The following is a 19,716-nucleotide window of genomic DNA, read 5'->3' as shown; positions in this document are numbered from 1 at the left end:
ACACCCGAACGACGAAACGCTCGCTCCAAGGTAACGGAGGCCCCCATGGAACTCTTCCTCAAGATCGCTGCCGCCGGCGTCATGATCATGATGCTGTTCTTCCTCTGGCCGGCCTACAAGGCCTGGCAAGAGAACGGACCCAAGGCCGAGAAGGGCGACTGGCAAGCCGCCATCCTACCGCTCGCCGCCGTGGTCGGCCTCGTCATCGTGCTGATCATGCTCGTGCGCTGAAGCCCGGCAGCGGTAACGCCCGCATTAAAACTGCAAAGCCAAACACAGGTTCATGGACAAAACCGACAACGACAAGGCCAGAGGTGTCGGTATCGGGTGGCGACCGGCGGGGGCGTCGATCGCCCGGACGGCGATCGTCGAGCCTCCAAGGACGGATTCACGGCGTCCCCCGACGGGCGCTACCCGATGCCGGCACGAGCGACGAGCCAAAACCAGGCACTGCTGCACCCCAGCACTCTGTCACCAGTCACCAGCCGCTAGTCACCTCCGTCGAGCCTTAGCAAAGGCCTCCGCCATCGCACCATCAGCCAACGCCGACTCCTCGCTGCCAGACTTCGACTTTGAGCCAGACCGCCCCGAACCGCCAGCACCAACAGGACCAGCGCCAGAACCCCCACCACCGCGTCGACCAGCCTCGACCGCACCCCGCTGACCACCGCCCGAACGCCCAGCACCGACTCCAGAACTGGCACCAGCACGTCCAGCACCGCCCTGGCCTTCACCCTCAGGCACATCATCCAACCGCATACTCAGCGACACCCGCTTGCGCGGCAGATCAACATCCAGCACCTTCACCTTCACCAACTGCCCGGTGCTCACCACCTCATAAGGGTCCTTCACAAACCGATCCGCCAAGCGCGAGATATGCACCAGCCCATCCTGATGCACACCAATATCGACGAAGGCGCCGAAGTTGGTCACATTGGTCACCGCGCCCTCCAGCACCATCCCCGGCCGCAGATCAGACAGCGTCTCAACCCCCTCCATGAAGCTCGCCGCCTTGAACTCCGGCCGCGGATCACGCCCCGGCTTCTCCAATTCGGCGATGATGTCGCGCACCGTCGGCTCGCCAAAACGCTCATCGGCAAACCGCGCCGGCTGCAGCCCGCTCAAGGTCGCGCGATCACCGATCAAGGCCCGAATATCCCGCCCAACCTCCTTGAGAATCCGCCGCACCACCGGATAGGCCTCCGGATGCACCGCCGAACCATCCAGCGGCTCATCGCCATCGTTGATGCGCAAGAAGCCCGCGCATTGCTGGAAGGTCTTCTCACCCAGGCGCGGTACCTTCTTCAACTGCGCACGACTGCGAAAGGCCCCCTGATCCTCGCGGAAGCGCACGACGTTCTCGGCCAGCGTTTGCGTCAGACCCGAGACCTGCGTCAACAAGGGCGCCGAGGCCGTGTTCAGGTCCACTCCGACCGCGTTCACGCAGTCCTCAACCACAGCATCGAGGGTACGTGCCAGCCCGGACTGATTCACATCGTGTTGATACTGGCCGACACCGATCGCCTTCGGCTCGATCTTCACCAGCTCGGCGAGCGGATCTTGCAGCCGGCGCGCAATCGACACCGCCCCGCGCAGCGACACATCCAGCTCCGGCAGCTCGCGCGACGCATACTCAGACGCCGAATAGACCGAGGCGCCCGCCTCGCTCACCACCAGCGACTGTAGACCCAACTCGGGATGGCGGCGGATCAGCTCCCGCGCCAGCTTATCGGTCTCACGCGAGGCGGTGCCGTTGCCGATACTGATTAGCTTGACACCGTGAGCAGCCGCTAGCTTCGCCAGCGCAGCAATCGATGCATCCCATTGATTCTTAGGCACATGCGGATACAGGGTCGCGGTATCGACCACGCGTCCGGTCGCATCCACCACCGCCACCTTCACGCCGGTGCGTAACCCCGGATCGAGCCCGATGGTCGGTAAGCGGCCAGCGGGTGCAGCCAGCAGCAACGCCTTCAAATTCTTGGCGAAGACGCGGATCGCCTCGGTCTCGGCGGCCTCCAGCAGACGATGCTTGAGGTCCAGATCCAAACGCGTCATAAGCTTGATCCGCCAGGTCTTGCGGACCGTCTCGATCAGCCAGGTATCCCCTGCTAGACCCTGCTCGCGAATACCGAAGCACTGAGCGATGCGACCACGGAAAGCCGCATCCGGGTCCTCGCCCTCACCGGCCAGCAGCTCCAGCGCCAAGATGCCTTGGTTACGGCCGCGAAACAGCGCAAGCGCGCGATGCGACGGCACCTTGGCGATCGGCTCGGCGTAGTCGAAGTAATCGGAGAACTTAGCACCCTCCGCCTCCTTGCCCGCAATCACCCGTGACACCAGGATGCCAACCTCCCACAGCCGCTCGCGCAACTGACCAGCCAGCTCAGCATCCTCAGCAAAGCGCTCCATCAGGATCTGGCGCGCACCTTCAAGCGCTGCGCTGACATCAGCAACCCCCTTGCCAACATCGACATAGGCGGCAGCCTGCTGTTCTGGGACTTGCGTCCGGTCCGCGAGCAGCGCATCCGCCAGCGGCTCCAGGCCAGCCTCGCGCGCGATCTGCGCCTTGGTCCGGCGCTTCGGCTTGAACGGCAGATACAGATCCTCGAGTCGCTGCTTGGTCTCAGCGGCCTCGAGATCAGCGCGCAGTTCATCGCTCAGCTTGCCCTGCTCGTCGATGCTGGCGAGCACAGCCGCGCGGCGTTCCTCGAGTTCGCGCAGATAGACCAAACGCTGCGCCAAGTGGCGCAACTGAATATCGTCGAGTCCGCCAGTGGCCTCCTTCCGATAACGCGCGATGAAAGGCACCGTGGCGCCATCATCGAGCAGATCGACAGCCGCCTGGACCTGCCGTGGATGGCAGCCGAGCTCTTGCGAGATAACGGGAATAATCGCGCCCATGAATCTGTGTCAGGTCTCCATTGATACCAACTAGGCTGGGTATTGTAGACAAAAGCCGCAGATCCAGACGTCGGGGCAGATCCGGACGTCAAGGCGCACAACTGCGATGGTCACGTCCAGCCACTGGCAGCCACTGCGGAGGCAGGATGCAGCCAAGGCCGTACCGACGGATTCAGTCGCAGCGCCAGCAGCAGCGCGATACAGGCGCTCGCGCCCAACGCCCGCCATGCCAGCCCGAGCTGAGCCGCCGCGAGCGCCGATCCAACCAGCGCTGCATGCTCAAAACCGCCTAGGCAGCGCAGTGCTGCGTAGGGATCAGCCAGCGTGCGGGCATGACGTCTGATAAGACGACAGGCATCCTCGTCCGCATCTTCGCACCAACGGCACTGCGTCTGGGCTACCTCAGGCTGCGCTAACGGCGCCAGCTCAAGTGCATCCGGCATGAAGAACGCATCTCCACGGCACTGCTGGCTATCGCAAGCACAGGCCGTGGTAGCAGGCATCAGGAGTTGCCGCCAAGCCTGGTTGGTCGTTGCCGCACCGATCCCCTGCCCCTGAGCCCAGATCAAAGCCAAGCCATCGAGCTTGGCGCGCTCAACGGCATGGCGCCCAGCACTCAGCGCCAAGTCCAACTGATGGCCATCCATCGCCGCATCGAGGCGACCATCGGCCGTACCAGGCCCGAGATCGAAACGCTGAATCGAAGGATCAGCCGCAGCGGGATCGTGGCGCCCGAGATCGATCATCACCTCGCTCACCCAATCATCTCGACCCCCGGCTCGCGGCTCGCGTCCGGCAGTCCTCTCAAGATCGTCATTCGCGCTGAATCCGGGAGATGACGAGTTGCCGGCCCATGGCCATTGCTCGGCTGCTGTCGTTCGGCGATCAGCGCGAGCAACGCGCTCTTTTTGCTGAGCCAGGCCGAGCCGAATCGCTGCGCCAGCGCCAACCGGTCTGGCTGAGCCGCCAGATCCGACGCGAGGCGGCAACCGCGCGACACCATGATCGGCAGTGATCGTGAGCAGCTGGCCGCGCCCCGCTCGCGCCAGCACTACAAGCGCCGGATCAGGTGCTGCAGGCACCGAGAGCCATTGCGGCCGACCGGCGTCAGCCACCATGGTTGGTCAGCCATTGATCGCCGCCAAGGCTCCCCCAATGAGACACAAGCGATCCTAATGACCAGCGCTCGCAAGAACAGTCTACGGCTTGGCGGCCAGCACAGCCGCCAGCCCATTGGTCCCACCGGTCGCGAGCCGGGTTGCGAGGCCGGGGGCTGCGGCACCGCAACCGCACCGGCGGACAATGGCAGCGGGAACGCCAAGCAGACCTTACCCGACAATCTGGCATACCATGTAGCACGCGATATGACACGCGATATCGCACGCGATATCGTACGCCATCAGCAGCGCTATCAGACACAGCATACGGCCTGCCATTGGGGCCATAGCGGCAAAGACCAGTAGCCGCCCTTTTCCGAACATGACGGAGCCTGCAATCATGGATCATCAACGCAGCATCCTCATCACAGGCTGCTCGAGTGGCATCGGCCTCTCCTGTGCAAAGGGGCTGATGAGGCGTGGCTGGCGGGTGATCGCGTCCGCCCGTCAACCGGCCGATGTCGAACGACTGCGGACCGAGGAGGGATTGACCGCCGTCCGGCTCGACCTGAGCAACCCCGACAGCATCGCTACCGGGCTGCAAGAGGCATTGGCACTGACCGATCAGCGTCTTGATGCGCTGTTCAACAACGGCGCCTATGGTCAGCCCGGCGCGGTCGAGGATCTGACTCCCGAGGCACTGCGGGCGCAGTTCGAGACCAATCTGTTCGGTTGGCACGACCTGACCCGGCGCGTGATCCCGTTGATGCGGGCCCAAGGCCAGGGGCGCATCGTGCAGAACAGCTCGGTGCTTGGCTTTGCGGCGCTGCCGTTTCGCGGCGCCTATGTCGCCAGTAAGTTTGCGCTCGAGGGGCTCACCGACACCTTGCGCTTGGAACTGCGCGGCAGTGGCATCGAGGTGGTACTGATTGAGCCAGGCCCGATCTTGAGCCGCTTTCGCGATAACGCCTTTAGTGCCTACCAGCGCCATATCGATGCAAGCAACAGCCCACACCGGGAGACCTATCGGCTGATGGAAGAGCGGTTGCGCAAGGAGGGCGCTGCGCAGCCTTTCACCCTGCCGCCCGAGGCGGTGCTGCGCAAGGTGTTGCATGCCCTCGAGAGCCCGCGCCCGAAACCGCGCTATTACGTGACCTTTCCCACCCATCTGCTGGGCACGCTGCGCCGCTTGCTGCCAAGCCGCGCGATGGACTGGGTCCTGCGGCAGGCCTCACGCGGCGGCCGCGGCTAGACCGGTTCCTTGTTCGTTGCCGCGGTTTGGACGGCGGGCGCTTCCGCCAGCGGCGAGCGCAGCGCCACCGGCTGGGACTCAGTCTGGGCGAAATAGCGCGCCAGGAAGGTATCGAAATCGCAATCGTCACCGGCCTCGATCTGCGCCTGCCGATCAAGTGATTCGACCGCCATCCTCTGAAACAGTGCCGCCCGAGCCGGGTCCAGCTCGAGTCGCCGGAAGTCGTCGCGATGACGCTCGGTCAAGCGGCGCGCAAACTCAGCAAAACCCTCGCCGCTGGCCCGCATCTCAGCGAGCACACGCGCCGATGGCGTCGCCTCCGGCTCGGCCATCTTGAACTGTTGCGCCTTGAGCGCGGCACTCACCTCGCCCCCAACCTGGTTCCCATCCTGATCCCCAGCCTGGCCATCCATCAGCGCCGCCAAGGGCTCCATCGCGCTCAGCACCTGCTGGCCCCAATCACGCAGCGCGATCTGGCCGTCCGCACGCTGCAGCATCAGGCCCGGCTCGCGTCCGCGGTGCGCTGCCAGCACCTCGTTGGCGTCGATCCAACGCCGCTCACGCGGCGAGATCGTTGGGCTCGGCATCAACAGGCAGTAGAGCATAAACAATGACAGGAACCGCATCTGCTCAAGCTCGATACCGAGTGGCTCGAATAGGTTAACGTCGACTGAGCGCAGCTCGACATACCGAATGCCCCGCCGCCGCAGCGCCAGAGTCGGAAACTCCATCCAGTCGGTCAGCTGCTTCGGACGGACAGTACTGTAGTACTCATTCTCGATCTGCAGCACATGATCGTTCAGCTGCTCCCAACGCCCGTTGACCTTGACCCCGAGCGGCTCGTAGTGCGGACAAGGGGTTCGGATCGCCCAGGTGAGGCTGCGCGTATAGGCATCGAGGCTGTCGTAGTTGGCTTTGAGCCCGGTGCCTTCCTCCTGCCGGTTTTGGTAACCAATATCGCCCATGCGCAACGAGGTTGCGAAGGGGTAGAAGAGGGTCTTGTCGTCGAACGCATCGAGATCGGCATTCGCATCCTGGACAAAGCTCTTGCAGACCGCAGGCGAAGCGCCGAACAGATAAGGCACCACCCAGCCTAAGCGCTGTAGGTTGCGCACCATGCCCATGTAGGCCGTGTCGCGGGTGCCGAGCACCGTGGTTTGATCAGCGCTTCGGTCAGCCGCAAATTCCGAATGGACGCAGTCCCAGAAGGCCTCGGGCAGCGAAAAGTTGAAGTGCACTCCGGCGATGATCTGCATCACCCGGCCATAGCGGTTGCCCAGACCTCGCCGATAGGCGGTCTTCATCTGCGCAGCATTGGAGGTGCCGTATTCGGCGAGCGGGATATCCGTGCCGCCGCCGATCACGCAAGGCATGCTCCCAGCCCACAGCCGCTCATCGCCGATATGCTGGTAGACGAAGAGATGCAGATCGCGCAGGAAGTCGAGCACGGCCCGCGGATCGGACAACGCCGGGGTCACCAGTTCGAGCAGGGCCTCGGAAAAGTCGGTGGTGATATGCGGATGGGTCAAGGCCGAGCCCAACGCTGGCGGATGCGGCGATAGCGACACACGCCCGTCGGGGGTGACGCGCAGGGTCTCTTTCTCCAATCCGACCAGCCCCTGAGTGATCAGCGGACGGATCGCAGGATCGGACACCATCTTTAGCCGCCGAGCCGGCAGCTCGGCAGTCAAACGTTGTTTTGACATCAAGGCGTTCAGTCTCGCATCGCCGCACGCGGCCGCTCATCAGCGCCTCGCAGAACGATCATATCGGCCAAGATGCGCGCCGCCTCCTGGGTCAGGATACGATCGATCACCTCTTGCTGCTTCTCGAGCGCTTCCTCATCCACTTCATCGGCGTCTTCGTCAACCGGCTCGATGCCACGCGCGCGAAGGAAACCGGCCTTCTTTTCCTTCAAAACCTGATCACGCCGATCGGACTCGGCGCGCCGCTCGCTCGCACTCAATGAGACCTCATCCTGGGCCTCGATCTCACTCAAGATGCGCGCCTGATCAAACAGCATTCCGAAGCCATCGTCTTTGATGATGCGCTGCGCCGAACGCTGTTTCAGGGTGTCGAGGTCGAACACGGTCTTAGCTTCGAACCGCGCCGGCCGAATCTGCCCCCAGGGTAGTGCGTTGTCGAGTGAGCGCTCGCCATGATCGACGCCCTGCAGGCCAAGCTCGAAGCGGATGTCGGGCTCAACGCCTTTGAGCTGTGTGCTACCCCCGCTAATGCGATAGAACTCGGCCATCGTCAGGCGTAAACGGCCAAGCTGGGTATCATCACCAGGCACATAGCGATCAAGATCGATCAGGGTTTGCACTGTACCCTTGCCGAAGGTCGGCTCTCCAATGATGATGCCTCGACCATAGTCTTGAATGGCCCCAGCGAAGATCTCAGAAGCCGAGGCACTGTTGCGATCGACCAGCACCGCGAGTGGGCCGGTGTAGACGATCGCTGGGTCAGGATCAACCTCGACTTCGACCTTGCCGAACGAGTCCTTCACCTGCACCACAGGCCCTTCCTCGATGAACAGACCGGTCAGCTCCAAGGCTTCCGTCAGCGAGCCACCGCCGTTGCCGCGCAGGTCGATGATCAGTCCATTGACGCCATCTGCCTTCAAATCCTTGATCAGTGCGCGAACGTCGCGGGTCGTGCTGCGGAAATCCCGCTGTCCCGCCGACTCGGCTCGAAAGTCGCGATAGAAGGCCGGCACCTCGATGACGCCAACGCGCAACGAGGGCGCATTGCCCAGCTCATCGATGACGAAATATTGCGCGGCCTGATCTTCGAGCTTGATCTCATTACGCACCAGCGAGACTTCACGCATGCGGCCGCCGGAGGCCTCTGACTTAGGCAGCGTCTGCAGCCGAACGACCGAGCCTTTAGGGCCGCGGATCTTGTCCACGACATCCTGGAGCCGCCAGCCCACCACGTCGACCATCTCGCCATCGAGCCCCTGGCCAACGCCGATGATCCGATCTCCGGTCTGGACTTGGCCAGATTGGCGTGCCGGGCCGCCCGGAATCGTCCGCTGGATCACGGTGTACTCGTTGTCGGCCCGCAGCACGGCGCCGATGCCTTCGAGTGAGAGGCGCATGCTGATGTCGAAGTTCTCCGAGGTGCTCGGCGACATGTAGCTGGTGTGCGGCTCGAGCGTGCGCGTGTAGGCGTTGACGAAGGCCTGATAGACATCATCCGGCGTGAACTGATGGATACGCCGGGTGATGCCGGTGTAGCGCTCGCGGAGCTGCTCACGGATCTCGTCGTCCGTCTTCTCGGCCAGCTTCAGTAGCAGGTAGTCGTTCTTCACCCGCTTGCGCCAGATCTCGTTCAGCTCAGCCTCGCTTGTGGCCCATTCCGCCTCATCACGCTTGAACAGATAGCTTTCCTTACGGGTGAAATCGAACGGCTGTTGCAGCAACCCGAGCGCATAGTCGATGCGCGAGTCGACCCGCATGCGGTAGACGCGAAAGATGTCGAATGCCGTGTCGATCTTGCCCTTGGCGAGGTCGTCATCGAGGCGACCCGCGGTACGACCAAAGCGCTCCACGTCGCGCTCCAGAAAGAACAGCCGCCCAGGGTCGAGATCGGTGAAGTAGTTGTCGATGACATCAGCAGCAAAGGCGTCGCTGAGCTGGAAGTCACGATAGTGGAACCGCTCCAGTACCTTGTTGATGACAACCATGGTGCGGGCTTGGCGCTCATCCGGGAACAGCTCGGCGAGGCCGACCTCTTGGGTCTTGGCGCTAGCGCCAAAGGCGACCAGCGCGATCAAGAGCGCAACACTCAGGCTCATCGCGGGACGCCACCAAGGGACATGGCCTCTTGGCTTCGAGGCAGCGCGCGCAACCGCTAGCGTGCTCGCGTCCATAGCGCGTCGCCACTGCGTAAGACGAAGCGATGGCTGCCCGCTGAGTGGACGACGATCCCGGCAGGCCTGGATCAAGCCCCCTATCAAGCCCTCTATGGTTACGGCGATGTGAACGCGTCTTATGCTCATGATCTAGCGCTTATCGAGTACGATGATCGAATTGAAAACAGAGTAGCGGCAGGGCGTGCCGAGATCAATCAAACAGATGTTGGACAGGCTTACCTGCCTCGGCTCTGGCCCTGGCTGCAATCCCGAACAGAGGCGACAAGCAGATCCACCGAGCCGCTGCAGACGGCATCCCTACCGCAGCCATATCAGGCTCGCCATGCGTCCGCAAACACCATCGCGACGGTACGAGAAGAACCGCTCGCGGTCGGCATATGTGCAGTCGCTGCCACCGCTGATCGCTGTAACACCCAGTCGCTCGAGCCTTAGCCTGGCGAGCATCGGCAGGTCGGCGAGCCAGTGGCCCTTCCGCGTCGCGCGAAAGGCGGCTGCGGCATCGGGATCAATCTCGCAAAAGCGAGCCCGCACCTCGTCGCCAACCTCAAAGTAGTCCGGCCCGATGGCGGGTCCGAGCCAGGCTTGTAACCGGGCAGCCGGGCGACCCATCCGCTGCACCGTCGCCTCAATCACACCAGCAGCGAGCCCGCGCCAGCCCGCATGGGCCGCTGCGACCACCGTACCGGCCTCATCACAGAGCAAGACCGGCAAGCAGTCTGCCGTCATCACCGCGCAGACCGCGCCCGGTCCGAAGGCAACCGAGGCATCGGCATCGCGCCCCGCCTGCACCCTCGCCCCGTGCTCATAGACAGCGCAGCCATGAACCTGGTTCAGCCAGGTGGGCTCGACCTGCACCCTCGCCTGTTCGCAGAGCAGCGCCCGGTTGCACTGAACCGCAACCGGATCATCGCCGACATGCTCGGCGAGATTCAGACTGGCATAGGCACCCAGGCTAACGCCGCCTTGGCGCGTCGTGCTAATCGCCTGCACCTTAGCAGGCGCTGTCCAGTCGGGCGTGAAAAACAGCGTCATCGGGCTTCGCCATCCATATCCTGTTGTAAAAGCGCGCAGAGCGCGGCGATATCCGCCGCCATTGGTATCTGCCAGTGCATCGGCTGACCGCTGGCCGGATGGATCAGGCCAAGCCCGATGGCATGTAAGGCCTGGCGTGGAAAAGCGCCTAGGGCGGAGGCCAACTCGGGACGAACGGCCTCCGCGGCTGCGCGCGACCGCCCTCCGTAAACAGGATCACCCACTAACGGAAAGCCCAGATGCGCCATGTGCACCCGAATCTGATGCGTGCGCCCGGTCTGTAGCTGCACTGCGACCAAGCTGTGCCGACGATAACGCACCAACACACGGTAGTCGCTCACCGCTGGCCGACCACTGGCCACCACCGCCATCGCCGTGCGTCTCGTCGGATGGCGCCCGATCGGGGCATCGACACGACCACTGACGCTGGGCGCACCGACCACCAAGGCCCGATAATCGCGTTTCACGCTGCGCGCCTTAAGCTGATCGACCAGAGAGCGATGTGCGAGCAGGCTGCGAGCAACAACCATCAGCCCGGTCGTGTCTTTGTCGAGTCGGTGAACAATACCGCAACGAGGCAGCTCAGCGAGACCCGGAGCATGGTGCAAGAGCGCATTCTGCAGCGTACCATCCGGATGACCCGCCGCCGGATGCACGACCAGGCCCGCCGGCTTGTTGACCACGATCAGGTGCTCATCTTCAAACTCGATTTGCAGCGGGATCGCCTGCGGCAGACAATCACCAACGCGCTCGAGCAATGGCTGCACCAGCACCTGCTCGGCCCCGCGCACACGATCCTTCGGCCGCGATCTATGCCCGTCAAGCAGCACCCGTCCTTGCTCGATCCAGGCCTGCAGGCGACTACGCGAGAACGCCGGTAACAGCTCAGCGAGCACCTGATCAAGCCGCCGCCCGGCATGCTCGGGCTGCAACCGCAGGTGCTGTGTCTCGGCTTCCTCCAGCCGGGCCTGCTGCAACCGAGCAGACCCAAGCGGATCAGGCACGCGCGGATGAATGGCTTGGGCGGGTTCTGTGACAGTCACGGCGATTCAGTATACTGGCGAGATTGTGACGCCGACGGCGTTCTCGGCGATTATCGGCAGGCATCCACATGATCCGAACCCTAGTGATAACCCTCATTGCCGTTGCCCTACTGAGCGGCTGCGGCATCCTCGGCAAGGAATTCGACGAGACCGAGGGCTGGTCGGCGAACGAGCTCTATAACAAGGCGGCGCGCGAGCTGGACGCCGCCAACTACAAACGCGCCATCGAGCTCTACAAGAAGCTCGAGGCGCGCTACCCGTTTGGCCGCTACGCGATGCAAGGCCAGCTCGATATCGCCTATGCCTATTACAAGGGCGACGAGCCGGAGCAAGCGATCGCCGCTGCGGACCGCTTCATCAAGCTCTACCCGCAAAATCCCTTTGTCGATTACGCCTACTACCTCAAGGGCATCGTCAACTACAACCGAAGCATCGGCTTCCTTGACCGGTTTGTGCCAATCGATACCGCTCAGCGCGACCCCGGCTCGGCACTGGACGCCTTCAACGACTTCGCCGAACTGGTGCGTCTCTATCCAGACAGCAAATATGCCGCAGATGCACGCCAGCGCATGTTACACCTACGTAACAATCTGGCTGAGGGCGAGCTCCATGTCGCGCGCTATTACATGGAGCGCGGCGCCTATGTCGCGGCGGTTGCCCGCGCTCAATACGTCGTCGAGCGGTTCCAGCGGACGACCGCTGTCGAGGATGCGCTGGAGCTGATGGCCCAAGGCTATCAGAGACTGGGTAAGGAAGATCTGGCCACGGACGCTCGCCGTGTGCTGGTGATGAACCGAGAGGCGGGTCGATTTATCAACGACGACCCAGAGCCCGGCGAGGTGAGTCTTGCACGGCGGGTCTGGGATTATCTAAGCCTAGACGAAAACTGATCCGGTATTGAGCGGCCGGCCCAAGGGCCGGCAACCGCTGCTCGCAACTAGCTCGCAGATAGGTTTAGACGTCTCGCGGCGAGAGCACGCCCAAGCCGGCGACGCATCCTCCCAGGTCAAGCAACGGCTTAACGCTCATGGCGCAGCGCCACCCCGGAACATGAATCGCGTGAGATTCAGGTTAAATCGCGGCTTCGTTCTCCTCACCGGTGCGGATGCGCACAACGCGATCGACCGGGCTCACAAAGATCTTGCCATCGCCGATCTTGCCGGTGCGGGCGGCCTTGGTGATGGCTTCGACGCAGACGTCGAGCTGGTCGTCGGCCACCACTAGCTCGACCTTGACCTTGGGTAAGAAATCGACCACGTACTCGGCGCCCCGATAGAGCTCGGTGTGCCCCTTTTGGCGGCCAAAACCCTTGACTTCGATCGCGGTCATGCCGGAGATACCGGCCTGCGACAGCGCCTCGCGGACGTCGTCGAGCTTAAACGGCTTGATGATGGCTTCGACCTTCTTCATGCGAATCTCCTTTCAACCTCTTGGCTGGGTTGCGGGTGAGTATAAGAGCCTGTCCGGGGATTGACCATCCCGATGCACGCAGGGTTCTCCAGGCATGACAAGAACCTGCATCGATAGCGACGATCTGTCGATCTGCAAGGCGATCTGCAAGTCAACTCGTCAAGTCGACTTGTCACTGGATGCGAGGGGCGCCTCACGAGGCAACAAGTGCCTCATCGTCCGGGTGAGCGACGCACTGGGTCCGCGAGCTGCTCGGCGACACTGCGCCCAAGCAGCGCAGGCGAGCGCACGATGAACACACCCGCCGCCTGCAACGCCGCGTATTTGGCCTCAGCAGTGCCACCGCCACCGCTGACGATCGCACCAGCGTGCCCCATCCGCTTACCAGGCGGCGCCGTCACGCCAGCAATGTAAGCAACAACGGGCTTTGTCATCCGCTGCTGCACGAAGGCCGCAGCAGCCTCTTCGGCATCGCCACCGATCTCGCCCACCATCAGCACCGCATCGGTGTCAGGATCATCCTCGAACAGCGCCAAGCAGTCGATGAAGTCGAGACCGTGGATCGGATCGCCGCCGATGCCGACGCAGGTGCTCTGGCCGAGACCCTCGGCAGAGGTTTGCTCAACCGCCTCATAGGTGAGCGTACCGGAACGCGAGACGATACCAACCCGCCCTGGCGTGTGGATGGCGCCCGGCATGATGCCGATCTTGCAGGCACCGGGGGTGATGACGCCCGGGCAGTTCGGCCCGATCAGCACCGACGCACTGCGCGCCAGGGCGGCCTTCACCTTGAGCATGTCCAGTACCGGGATGCCCTCGGTGATGCAGACGATGACATGGATACCCGCATCGGCCGCCTCAAGGATCGCATCGGCGGCATAGGCCGCTGGCACATAGATCATCGTCGCCTCGGCGCCGGTCTCGCGAACCGCCGCGTGCACGGTGTCAAACACCGGCAGCCCGAGATGCTGCTGACCGCCCTTCCCCGGCGTGACGCCGCCGACCATGCGGGTGCCATAGGCCATGGCCTGCTCGCTGTGAAAGCTGCCTTGGCGACCGGTGAAGCCCTGGCAGATGACCCGCGTCGATGCATCGACCAGCACACTCATGATTGTTCTCCGGCACTTGACTGTTCTCCGGCACTCGCCATCACATGCGCTGGCTGATGGGCCGCCACCTCGGCCTGGAGCCCGGCTCGCGTCGCGGCCGCCGCGGCGACGACCTTGTTCGCAGCATCCGTCAGCGTCGCCGCGGTCTCGATCGCGAGCCCGCTCTGTGCCAGCCGCTGCAGGCCGAACTCGGCGTTGGTACCCTCCAGTCGAACCACCACCGGCACCGTCACCCCAACCTCCTTCACCGCGGCGAGGATACCCTCGGCGATCAGATCACAGCGCACGATGCCACCAAAGATGTTCACCAGCACGGCGGCGACCTTCTCATCACTGAGCACCAACTGGAAGGCGCGAGCAACCCGCTCCGCGGTCGCGCCGCCGCCGACGTCGAGAAAGTTGGCCGGTGCGCCACTATGCAAGGCGATCAGATCCATGGTCGCCATGGCCAGCCCGGCGCCATTGACCATACAGCCAATGTCGCCATCGAGACTGATATAATTCAGCCCCTCGGCGCGGGCCGCGACCTCACGGGCGTCTTCCTGGCTGGGGTCATGCAGCGCAGCCAGCCGCGGGTGCCGATACAACGCGTTGTCATCGAGTTCGATCTTCGCATCAAGCGCGATCAGATCGCCGTCGCTGGTGAGCACCAGCGGGTTGATCTCGACCAGGCTCGCATCGCATTCCGTGAACAGCTGGTAAAGGCCGCCCAAGAGCTTATCGAAGGCGCGCTGCTGATCGGACGTTAGGCCGAAGTGCAGCCCGATCTGCCGACTCTGCCAGGGCCGCAGCCCAAGCACAGGCTCGATGCGCGAGACCAGCAGCGCATCAGGATGACTGGCCGCGACCTGTTCGATGTCCATACCGCCAGCCGCCGAGGCCATGATCACGACACGCTCGGCAGCACGATCCACCAACAGCGCCAGATAGAGCTCGCGGTCGACCTCAACTGGCGCCTCCAGCAGCAGTCGCGACACCGGTAGCCCCGTGGGCGTTGTCTGTGCCGTCACCAACCGCTTGCCCAGCAGCTCCCGGGCCGCGCTCTCAAGCTCAGCGTCCGATGCGCAGCGGCGCACGCCGCCGGCCTTGCCGCGGCCACCCGCGTGCACCTGGGCCTTGAGCATCACCGGCAGGCCAACGGAGGTCGCCCCCGCGCGCGCCTCATCCAGCGTCTCGGCAACGCACGACACCGGGACCGGGATACCAAATTGGGTGAACAGCTGTTTGGCTTGATACTCGTGCAGGTTCATCGGCACTCAATCGAACTGTGGGCGTTGCCCGCAGGCTCACAGCGCAGCCGCTCGTGGCTCGCGCTGCTATGCGGGATGATCGCGTATTCTGCGGGATTCGCGAGCAACGACCAAGTGCCGCGTCCCACGGACCCGAGCACGATGCTGTAGAAGAGCGACCCATGCACCCTCGCTTCACCCGAATACTGACCCGCCAGGGTCCGGCACAACGGCCCAGTTTCGATGGGCGCGACAGCCTGCCCTGGCTGTTCTTATCGCGGCTGCTGCTGGTTCTGGTCTTGCTTTTGGTGCTCTCGTTCGCCGATACCGCGAGCTGGCTGCCACAGGTCGCTGATCCCTGGCACGCCCGCCGACTCCTGCTGATACAGACCGCTCTGATCCTGCTCAGTGGGCCCATGATGCTCGCCGGCTGGCCAAGGCGCGATCAGCAGGTTCAGTTGGCCGTCTATCTCGACATCGGCTTCTCTATCCTGCTGATTCATCTCAGCGGCGGTATCGCGGCCGGCTTCGGGCTGTTACCAGTCGTGGCTGTCATCTGGGGCGCCATCCTGCTCGAAGGTCGGCAGTCTCTGCTGTTCGCCGCACTCGCCTCACTGGGGGTAATCAGCCAACAGTTTTACGCCGACCTCTACCAGGACAGCGTTCACGGCAGCTATCTGGAGGCAGGACTGCTCGGGCTGGTCTACTTCTCGGTCGCCGCACTCGCGCATCTGCTCTCACAACGCTTGCATGCCACCGAGCGGCTTGCCGCACTGCGCCAGCTCGATATCGCCGACCTCTCCAAGCTCAATGAATACGTCATTCAGCAACTCAGCACGGGGGTCCTGGTGATCGACGGCGAGCGCCGCATCCGACTCCTCAACGCCGCCGCGCAGCGGCTGCTGAATGATCCTCGCGCGCAGCGTGGAGTTGAACTCAAGCAGGTCGCACCGGCGCTGTTCGACTGGTTCGCGCGCAGCCTCGCCGGTGGGCCGGGATACGGGCTCAGCCTGCGCCTGAACCAACGCGACCTGCGGCCGGCACTGCAGCTCCTTGGCGTCAACCGACCCCATGGCGCCCTCATCTATCTTCACGATGAACAAGAGTTGTTGCGGCAGGCCCAAGAGGTCAATCTGGCATCACTCGGGCGGCTCTCGGCAAGCATCGCCCACAACATTCGCAACCCACTCTCGGCGGTGACGCATGCCAGCCAGCTGCTTGCTGAATCGCCGCAGCTGGGAGCGGAAGATCAGAAGTTGCTCGACATCATCCGCCGCAACGCCAGCCGCCTGGATGAGATCGTCAACAGCGTGCTCGAGCTGTCTCATCGGCATCGCGCCGAGCTCAGCCGCATCGCACTCGACCGCTGGCTAGAAGAGGCCTGTGACGAATACCGCGACCAACACCAGCTCACACCCCAAGAGTTGTCCTTAGGGCTGCCCAAGCCGGCCTGCTGGGTCGAGTCCGATCCGCGCCATTTGCGCCAGATCTTTAACAATCTCTGTGACAACGCACGCACACACGGCAAAGACCGGCAGGGACGCTGCCGCATGCACTGGACGCTCGAGCAAGACCCAGACGCCAAGACCGTCGAGATGCGCCTCTGCGACCGCGGACCCGGGATTCGCGCTGATCAGCGCGAGACCATCTTCGAGCCATTCTTTACCACCGCGGCCAGCGGCACCGGCCTCGGGCTCTACGCGGCGCAGGCGCTTGCCGAAGCCATTGGGGCGCGGCTGGAGTATAGTGATGGCCCGCAAGGCGGCAGCTGCTTCAGCCTGATTTTCGAGGGCTGATCGGCCCATTGGCGAGTGTCATGAGCAAGGCGCATCTCCTCATCGTCGACGACGAGCCAGACATCCTCGAGCTGGTGACCATCACCTGCGCGCGCATGGGTGTCGGCACCCAGCGCGCGCAAACCCTCGCCGAGGCCTACCACCACCTGGAACAGGAAACCTTCGACCTCTGTCTGACCGACATGCGCCTACCGGACGGCAATGGCATCGACCTGGTGCGACTGATCGCCAAACAGTACCCGAACTTGCCGGTGGCCATGCTCACCGCCTACGGCAGCATGGATTCGGCCGTCGCGGCGATGAAGGCCGGCGCCTTCGACTTCGTCTCCAAGCCGGTCGATCTCCAGGTCTTGCGTAACCTGATCGGGGCCGCCCTGAAGCTGAGCGCGCCGCCATCCTCGTCGGCGACACCTGAACAACCGAGCCAAGCGCTGATCGGAGACTCCCTCCCGATTCGCGAGACACGGGCGCTGATCGCAAAGCTGGCGCGTAATCAGGCACCAGTCTTCATCACCGGCGAGAGCGGCACCGGCAAGGAGCTCGCGGCAAGACTGATCCATCTCCAAGGCCCGCGGCGTGAGCATCCCTTCGTGCCGGTCAACTGTGGCGCCATTCCTGCCGATCTAATGGAGAGCGAGCTGTTCGGGCATCGCAAAGGCAGTTTTACCGGCGCCGTCTGCGACAAGGCCGGGCTGTTCCAGGCCACGCAGGGCGGCACCCTATTCCTCGACGAGATCGCCGATCTGCCGCTGCCGATGCAGGTCAAGCTGCTGCGCGCGATCCAACAGAAGAGCGTCCGTCCCGTCGGCAGCGAGACCGAGGTCGAGGTCGACGTACGCATCATCAGCGCCAGCCACCGCAACCTCGATGACGAGGTCGAGCGCGGCAACTTTCGCCGCGATCTCTATTACCGCATCGATGTCATCGAGTTGCTGATGCCAGCGCTGCGCAGCCGCCCGGAGGATATACCGCCGCTGGCCGATCACATCCTCGGTCAGATCGCCGAGGCCAGCGGAACTCCAAAAAGGTATCTGAGCGACGCCGCCCTGTGCAGACTGGCGGCACATCCGTTCCCAGGCAACGTGCGGGAGCTGCAAAATCTGCTCGAGCGCGCGACCGCGCTGACCGACGACGTCGAGCTCGGCCCCGAGGATCTGTATCTGCCGGCGAATCGCCCGCTCCCGGCGCGAGCCAAGCCGGTGCAGGCTGAGGAGATCGATCGGCAGCCGCTCGGCGATCAGCTCGACGAGATCGAGCGTCGCGCGATCCTCGAGGCGTTGGACGCGACGCACTGGAATCGCACCGCGGCAGCCAAGCAATTGGGCATGACGACGCGCTCGCTCCGCTATCGGCTGAGCAAGCTGGGGCTCTCCTGAATCGGCTCTCCTGAATCGGCTCTCCTGAGTCGTTGCCCCTGAAACAAGCCTCCTAAGAAGATCACATCCTGATGCCCCCCCAAACACCTGGATCAACGGCGAAACCGGCTCCTGCCAACACCTTCACTTCGGCTCGCTTCAGCTCGGCAGCTGAGAGCCCCAAGGCCTCGCACGAACAAAAAACGGAAGACCCGTTTCTCGACTGGTTCCGCCACTGTACGCCTTACATCCATGCCCATCGCGGTCGCACCTTCGTCATCGCGTTCGGCGGCGAGGCGTTGGATGACGCACGTCTGCCGGAGCTGGTGCACGACATCGCGCTGCTGCATGGGCTCGGCATCCGGCTGGTCTTGGTGCATGGCGCGCGGCCGCAGATCGAGCGCCGTCTGGCGGAGCGCGGCACCGCGTTTCAGTACGTCGACGGACTGCGCGTCACCGATGATGCCGCCCTCACCTGTGTCAAGGAGGCGACTGGCGCCGCGCGGGTCGAGATCGAGGCCCTGCTCTCCTTTGGCCTCGCCAACTCGCCGATGGCCGGGGTGCGCATCCCGGTGGCCTCGGGCAACTTTGTCTTTGCGCGGCCGATCGGGGTGCTCAACGGCGTCGACTATCAGCACACCGGTGCGGTGCGCCGTATCGACCGTGTATCCCTGACGCAGCGGCTGGATCAGGGCGCGGTCGCGCTCATCCCGCCAATCGGCTACTCGCCGACCGGCGAGGTCTTCAATCTCACCGCCGCCGATGTTGCGCGGTCGGTGGCGATCGCGCTCGAGGCCGACAAGCTGATCTTCTTGGTCGAAGGTGACGGCCTAGTAGACGGACCCGCCCCCTCAACCCCAGATGAATCCACAACCCAAGCGCACGAACCCGCAACACAAGAGCGCAAGATACGCTCTCACCTGCTCGGGGCAGAGGTCGCAGCCCTGCTCGCTCAGGCCCAAGCCCAAGGCCAACATCAAACGCTCGGCGAGGACCTCGCGCAAGCGCTGCGAGCGGGTGCCGAGGCCTGTGAGCACGGCATCGCACGGGTCCACCTGGTTGGCCGCAACGATCCCTCGGCGCTGCTGCGCGAGCTGTTCACACGCGATGGCGCCGGCACCCTGATGACCGGCGAGCCTTTTGAACGGCTGCGCGCTGCCCAGAGCACCGATATTCCCGGTATCCGAAGGCTGCTGGAACCCATGGAACGCGCTGGCATCTTAGTCCCTCGCTCGGCCGAAGAGCTGGAGTTGGTGATTGACCGTTTTCAGGTCACCGAGATGGACGGCACCATCATCGCCTGCGCCTCGTTGCTCGACTTTCCGCATGCGCAGATCGGCGAGCTCGCCTGCGTCGCCGTGCACCCGGCGTATCGCGCCCAGGGCCGTGGCGATCGGCTGCTCACGCACATGGAAGCGCAAGCGCGCGCGCATGGCCTCGAGCGGCTGTTCGTTCTCACGACGCAGACGGCGCACTGGTTTCGCGAGCGCGGCTTCCTACCAGGGAGTGTCGAGGACCTCCCCGAGGAGCGGCGGCGTCAGTACAACGAAGCACGCAACTCGCAGATCTATATCAAGCCACTCCTGGCGCAGCGCTGACCATTGCAGAT

Annotated in this window: 17 protein-coding genes; 8 read left to right on the top strand and 9 right to left on the bottom strand. The window is 63.7% G+C overall.

Annotated elements, in window-relative coordinates:
• Positions 1–45 precede the first annotated feature (45 nt).
• A complete protein-coding gene (locus CKO42_RS03750) occupies positions 46–231 on the top strand; it encodes a hypothetical protein (protein ID WP_200239037.1) in 186 nt (61 codons plus the stop codon).
• A gap of 261 nt (positions 232–492) precedes the next feature.
• Here the strand turns inward: CKO42_RS03750 and CKO42_RS03745 are convergent, their stop codons facing one another.
• Complete coding sequence (locus tag CKO42_RS03745; protein WP_200239035.1) at positions 493–2,904, bottom strand: Tex family protein; 2,412 nt, start codon at positions 2,902–2,904, stop codon at positions 493–495.
• A 110-nt stretch (positions 2,905–3,014) separates the two neighbouring features.
• On the bottom strand, positions 3,015–3,662 hold the full coding sequence (locus CKO42_RS03740) for a nicotinate-nucleotide--dimethylbenzimidazole phosphoribosyltransferase (protein WP_200239032.1): 648 nt from the start codon (positions 3,660–3,662) through the stop codon (positions 3,015–3,017).
• A gap of 95 nt (positions 3,663–3,757) precedes the next feature.
• Here CKO42_RS03740 and CKO42_RS03735 point away from each other — a divergent pair, with 95 nt between their 5' ends.
• The 3 genes from CKO42_RS03735 (at position 3,758) to CKO42_RS03725 (ending at position 5,253) form a co-directional block, all read left to right on the top strand.
• Complete coding sequence (locus CKO42_RS03735) at positions 3,758–3,919, top strand: hypothetical protein (RefSeq protein WP_200239030.1); 162 nt, start codon at positions 3,758–3,760, stop codon at positions 3,917–3,919.
• Between the two features lie 160 nt (positions 3,920–4,079).
• Positions 4,080–4,367, top strand: a complete 288-nt coding sequence (locus CKO42_RS03730; RefSeq protein ID WP_200239027.1) for a hypothetical protein — start codon at positions 4,080–4,082, stop codon at positions 4,365–4,367.
• Between the two features lie 34 nt (positions 4,368–4,401).
• Complete coding sequence (locus CKO42_RS03725; protein WP_200239024.1) at positions 4,402–5,253, top strand: SDR family oxidoreductase; 852 nt, start codon at positions 4,402–4,404, stop codon at positions 5,251–5,253.
• Here CKO42_RS03725 and gshA read toward each other — a convergent pair.
• From gshA to rluD, 4 genes are all read right to left on the bottom strand, one after another.
• Entirely contained in the window at positions 5,250–6,959 is a 1,710-nt protein-coding gene (gshA, locus tag CKO42_RS03720; RefSeq protein ID WP_200239021.1) for a glutamate--cysteine ligase, read from the bottom strand. The two genes, CKO42_RS03725 and gshA, sit on opposite strands and share 4 nt — an antisense overlap.
• 8 nt (positions 6,960–6,967) lie before the next feature.
• Positions 6,968–9,055 (bottom strand): carboxy terminal-processing peptidase, encoded by a 2,088-nt coding sequence (locus CKO42_RS03715; protein ID WP_200239018.1) that lies wholly within the window; start codon positions 9,053–9,055, stop codon positions 6,968–6,970.
• A 375-nt stretch (positions 9,056–9,430) separates the two neighbouring features.
• On the bottom strand, positions 9,431–10,165 hold the full coding sequence (gene pgeF, locus CKO42_RS03710) for a peptidoglycan editing factor PgeF (RefSeq protein WP_200239015.1): 735 nt from the start codon (positions 10,163–10,165) through the stop codon (positions 9,431–9,433).
• Positions 10,162–11,127, bottom strand: a complete 966-nt coding sequence (gene rluD / locus CKO42_RS03705; protein ID WP_200239459.1) for a 23S rRNA pseudouridine(1911/1915/1917) synthase RluD — start codon at positions 11,125–11,127, stop codon at positions 10,162–10,164. Before rluD ends, pgeF begins: the two co-directional genes overlap by 4 nt.
• Before the next feature lie 149 nt (positions 11,128–11,276).
• On the opposite strand from rluD, the gene CKO42_RS03700 reads away from it, so the two are divergent.
• Positions 11,277–12,098 carry an outer membrane protein assembly factor BamD gene (locus CKO42_RS03700; RefSeq protein WP_200239012.1) on the top strand — a complete coding sequence of 274 codons (822 nt, stop codon included), beginning with the start codon at positions 11,277–11,279 and terminating at the stop codon, positions 12,096–12,098.
• A gap of 181 nt (positions 12,099–12,279) precedes the next feature.
• On the opposite strand, the gene CKO42_RS03695 is transcribed toward CKO42_RS03700, so the two are convergent.
• The 3 genes from CKO42_RS03695 to sucC all read right to left on the bottom strand — a co-directional run bounded on the left by CKO42_RS03695 (position 12,280) and on the right by sucC (position 14,977).
• Positions 12,280–12,618 carry a P-II family nitrogen regulator gene (locus tag CKO42_RS03695; protein WP_200239009.1) on the bottom strand — a complete coding sequence of 113 codons (339 nt, stop codon included), beginning with the start codon at positions 12,616–12,618 and terminating at the stop codon, positions 12,280–12,282.
• Between the two features lie 212 nt (positions 12,619–12,830).
• Positions 12,831–13,727 (bottom strand): succinate--CoA ligase subunit alpha, encoded by an 897-nt coding sequence (gene sucD / locus CKO42_RS03690; RefSeq protein WP_200239006.1) that lies wholly within the window; start codon positions 13,725–13,727, stop codon positions 12,831–12,833.
• Positions 13,724–14,977, bottom strand: coding sequence for an ADP-forming succinate--CoA ligase subunit beta (gene sucC, locus CKO42_RS03685; RefSeq protein ID WP_200239003.1), 1,254 nt, complete (start codon positions 14,975–14,977; stop codon positions 13,724–13,726). Before sucC ends, sucD begins: the two co-directional genes overlap by 4 nt.
• Positions 14,978–15,138: 161 nt before the next feature.
• Here sucC and CKO42_RS03680 point away from each other — a divergent pair, with 161 nt between their 5' ends.
• From CKO42_RS03680 to argA, 3 genes are all read left to right on the top strand, one after another.
• Entirely contained in the window at positions 15,139–16,752 is a 1,614-nt protein-coding gene (locus CKO42_RS03680) for a sensor histidine kinase (RefSeq protein WP_200239000.1), read from the top strand.
• Between the two features lie 20 nt (positions 16,753–16,772).
• A complete protein-coding gene (locus CKO42_RS03675; protein WP_200238997.1) occupies positions 16,773–18,128 on the top strand; it encodes a sigma-54-dependent transcriptional regulator in 1,356 nt (451 codons plus the stop codon).
• Positions 18,129–18,199: 71 nt separating this feature from the next.
• Positions 18,200–19,705, top strand: a complete 1,506-nt coding sequence (gene argA, locus CKO42_RS03670) for an amino-acid N-acetyltransferase (RefSeq protein ID WP_200238995.1) — start codon at positions 18,200–18,202, stop codon at positions 19,703–19,705.
• The last annotated feature ends 11 nt before the right edge of the window (positions 19,706–19,716 follow it).

The organism is Lamprobacter modestohalophilus (assembly GCF_016583905.1).
Lineage (GTDB): Bacteria > Pseudomonadota > Gammaproteobacteria > Chromatiales > Chromatiaceae > Lamprobacter > Lamprobacter modestohalophilus.
The sequence above is the reverse complement of the archived record's forward strand: the minus strand, read 5'-3'. Positions and strand labels throughout refer to the sequence as shown.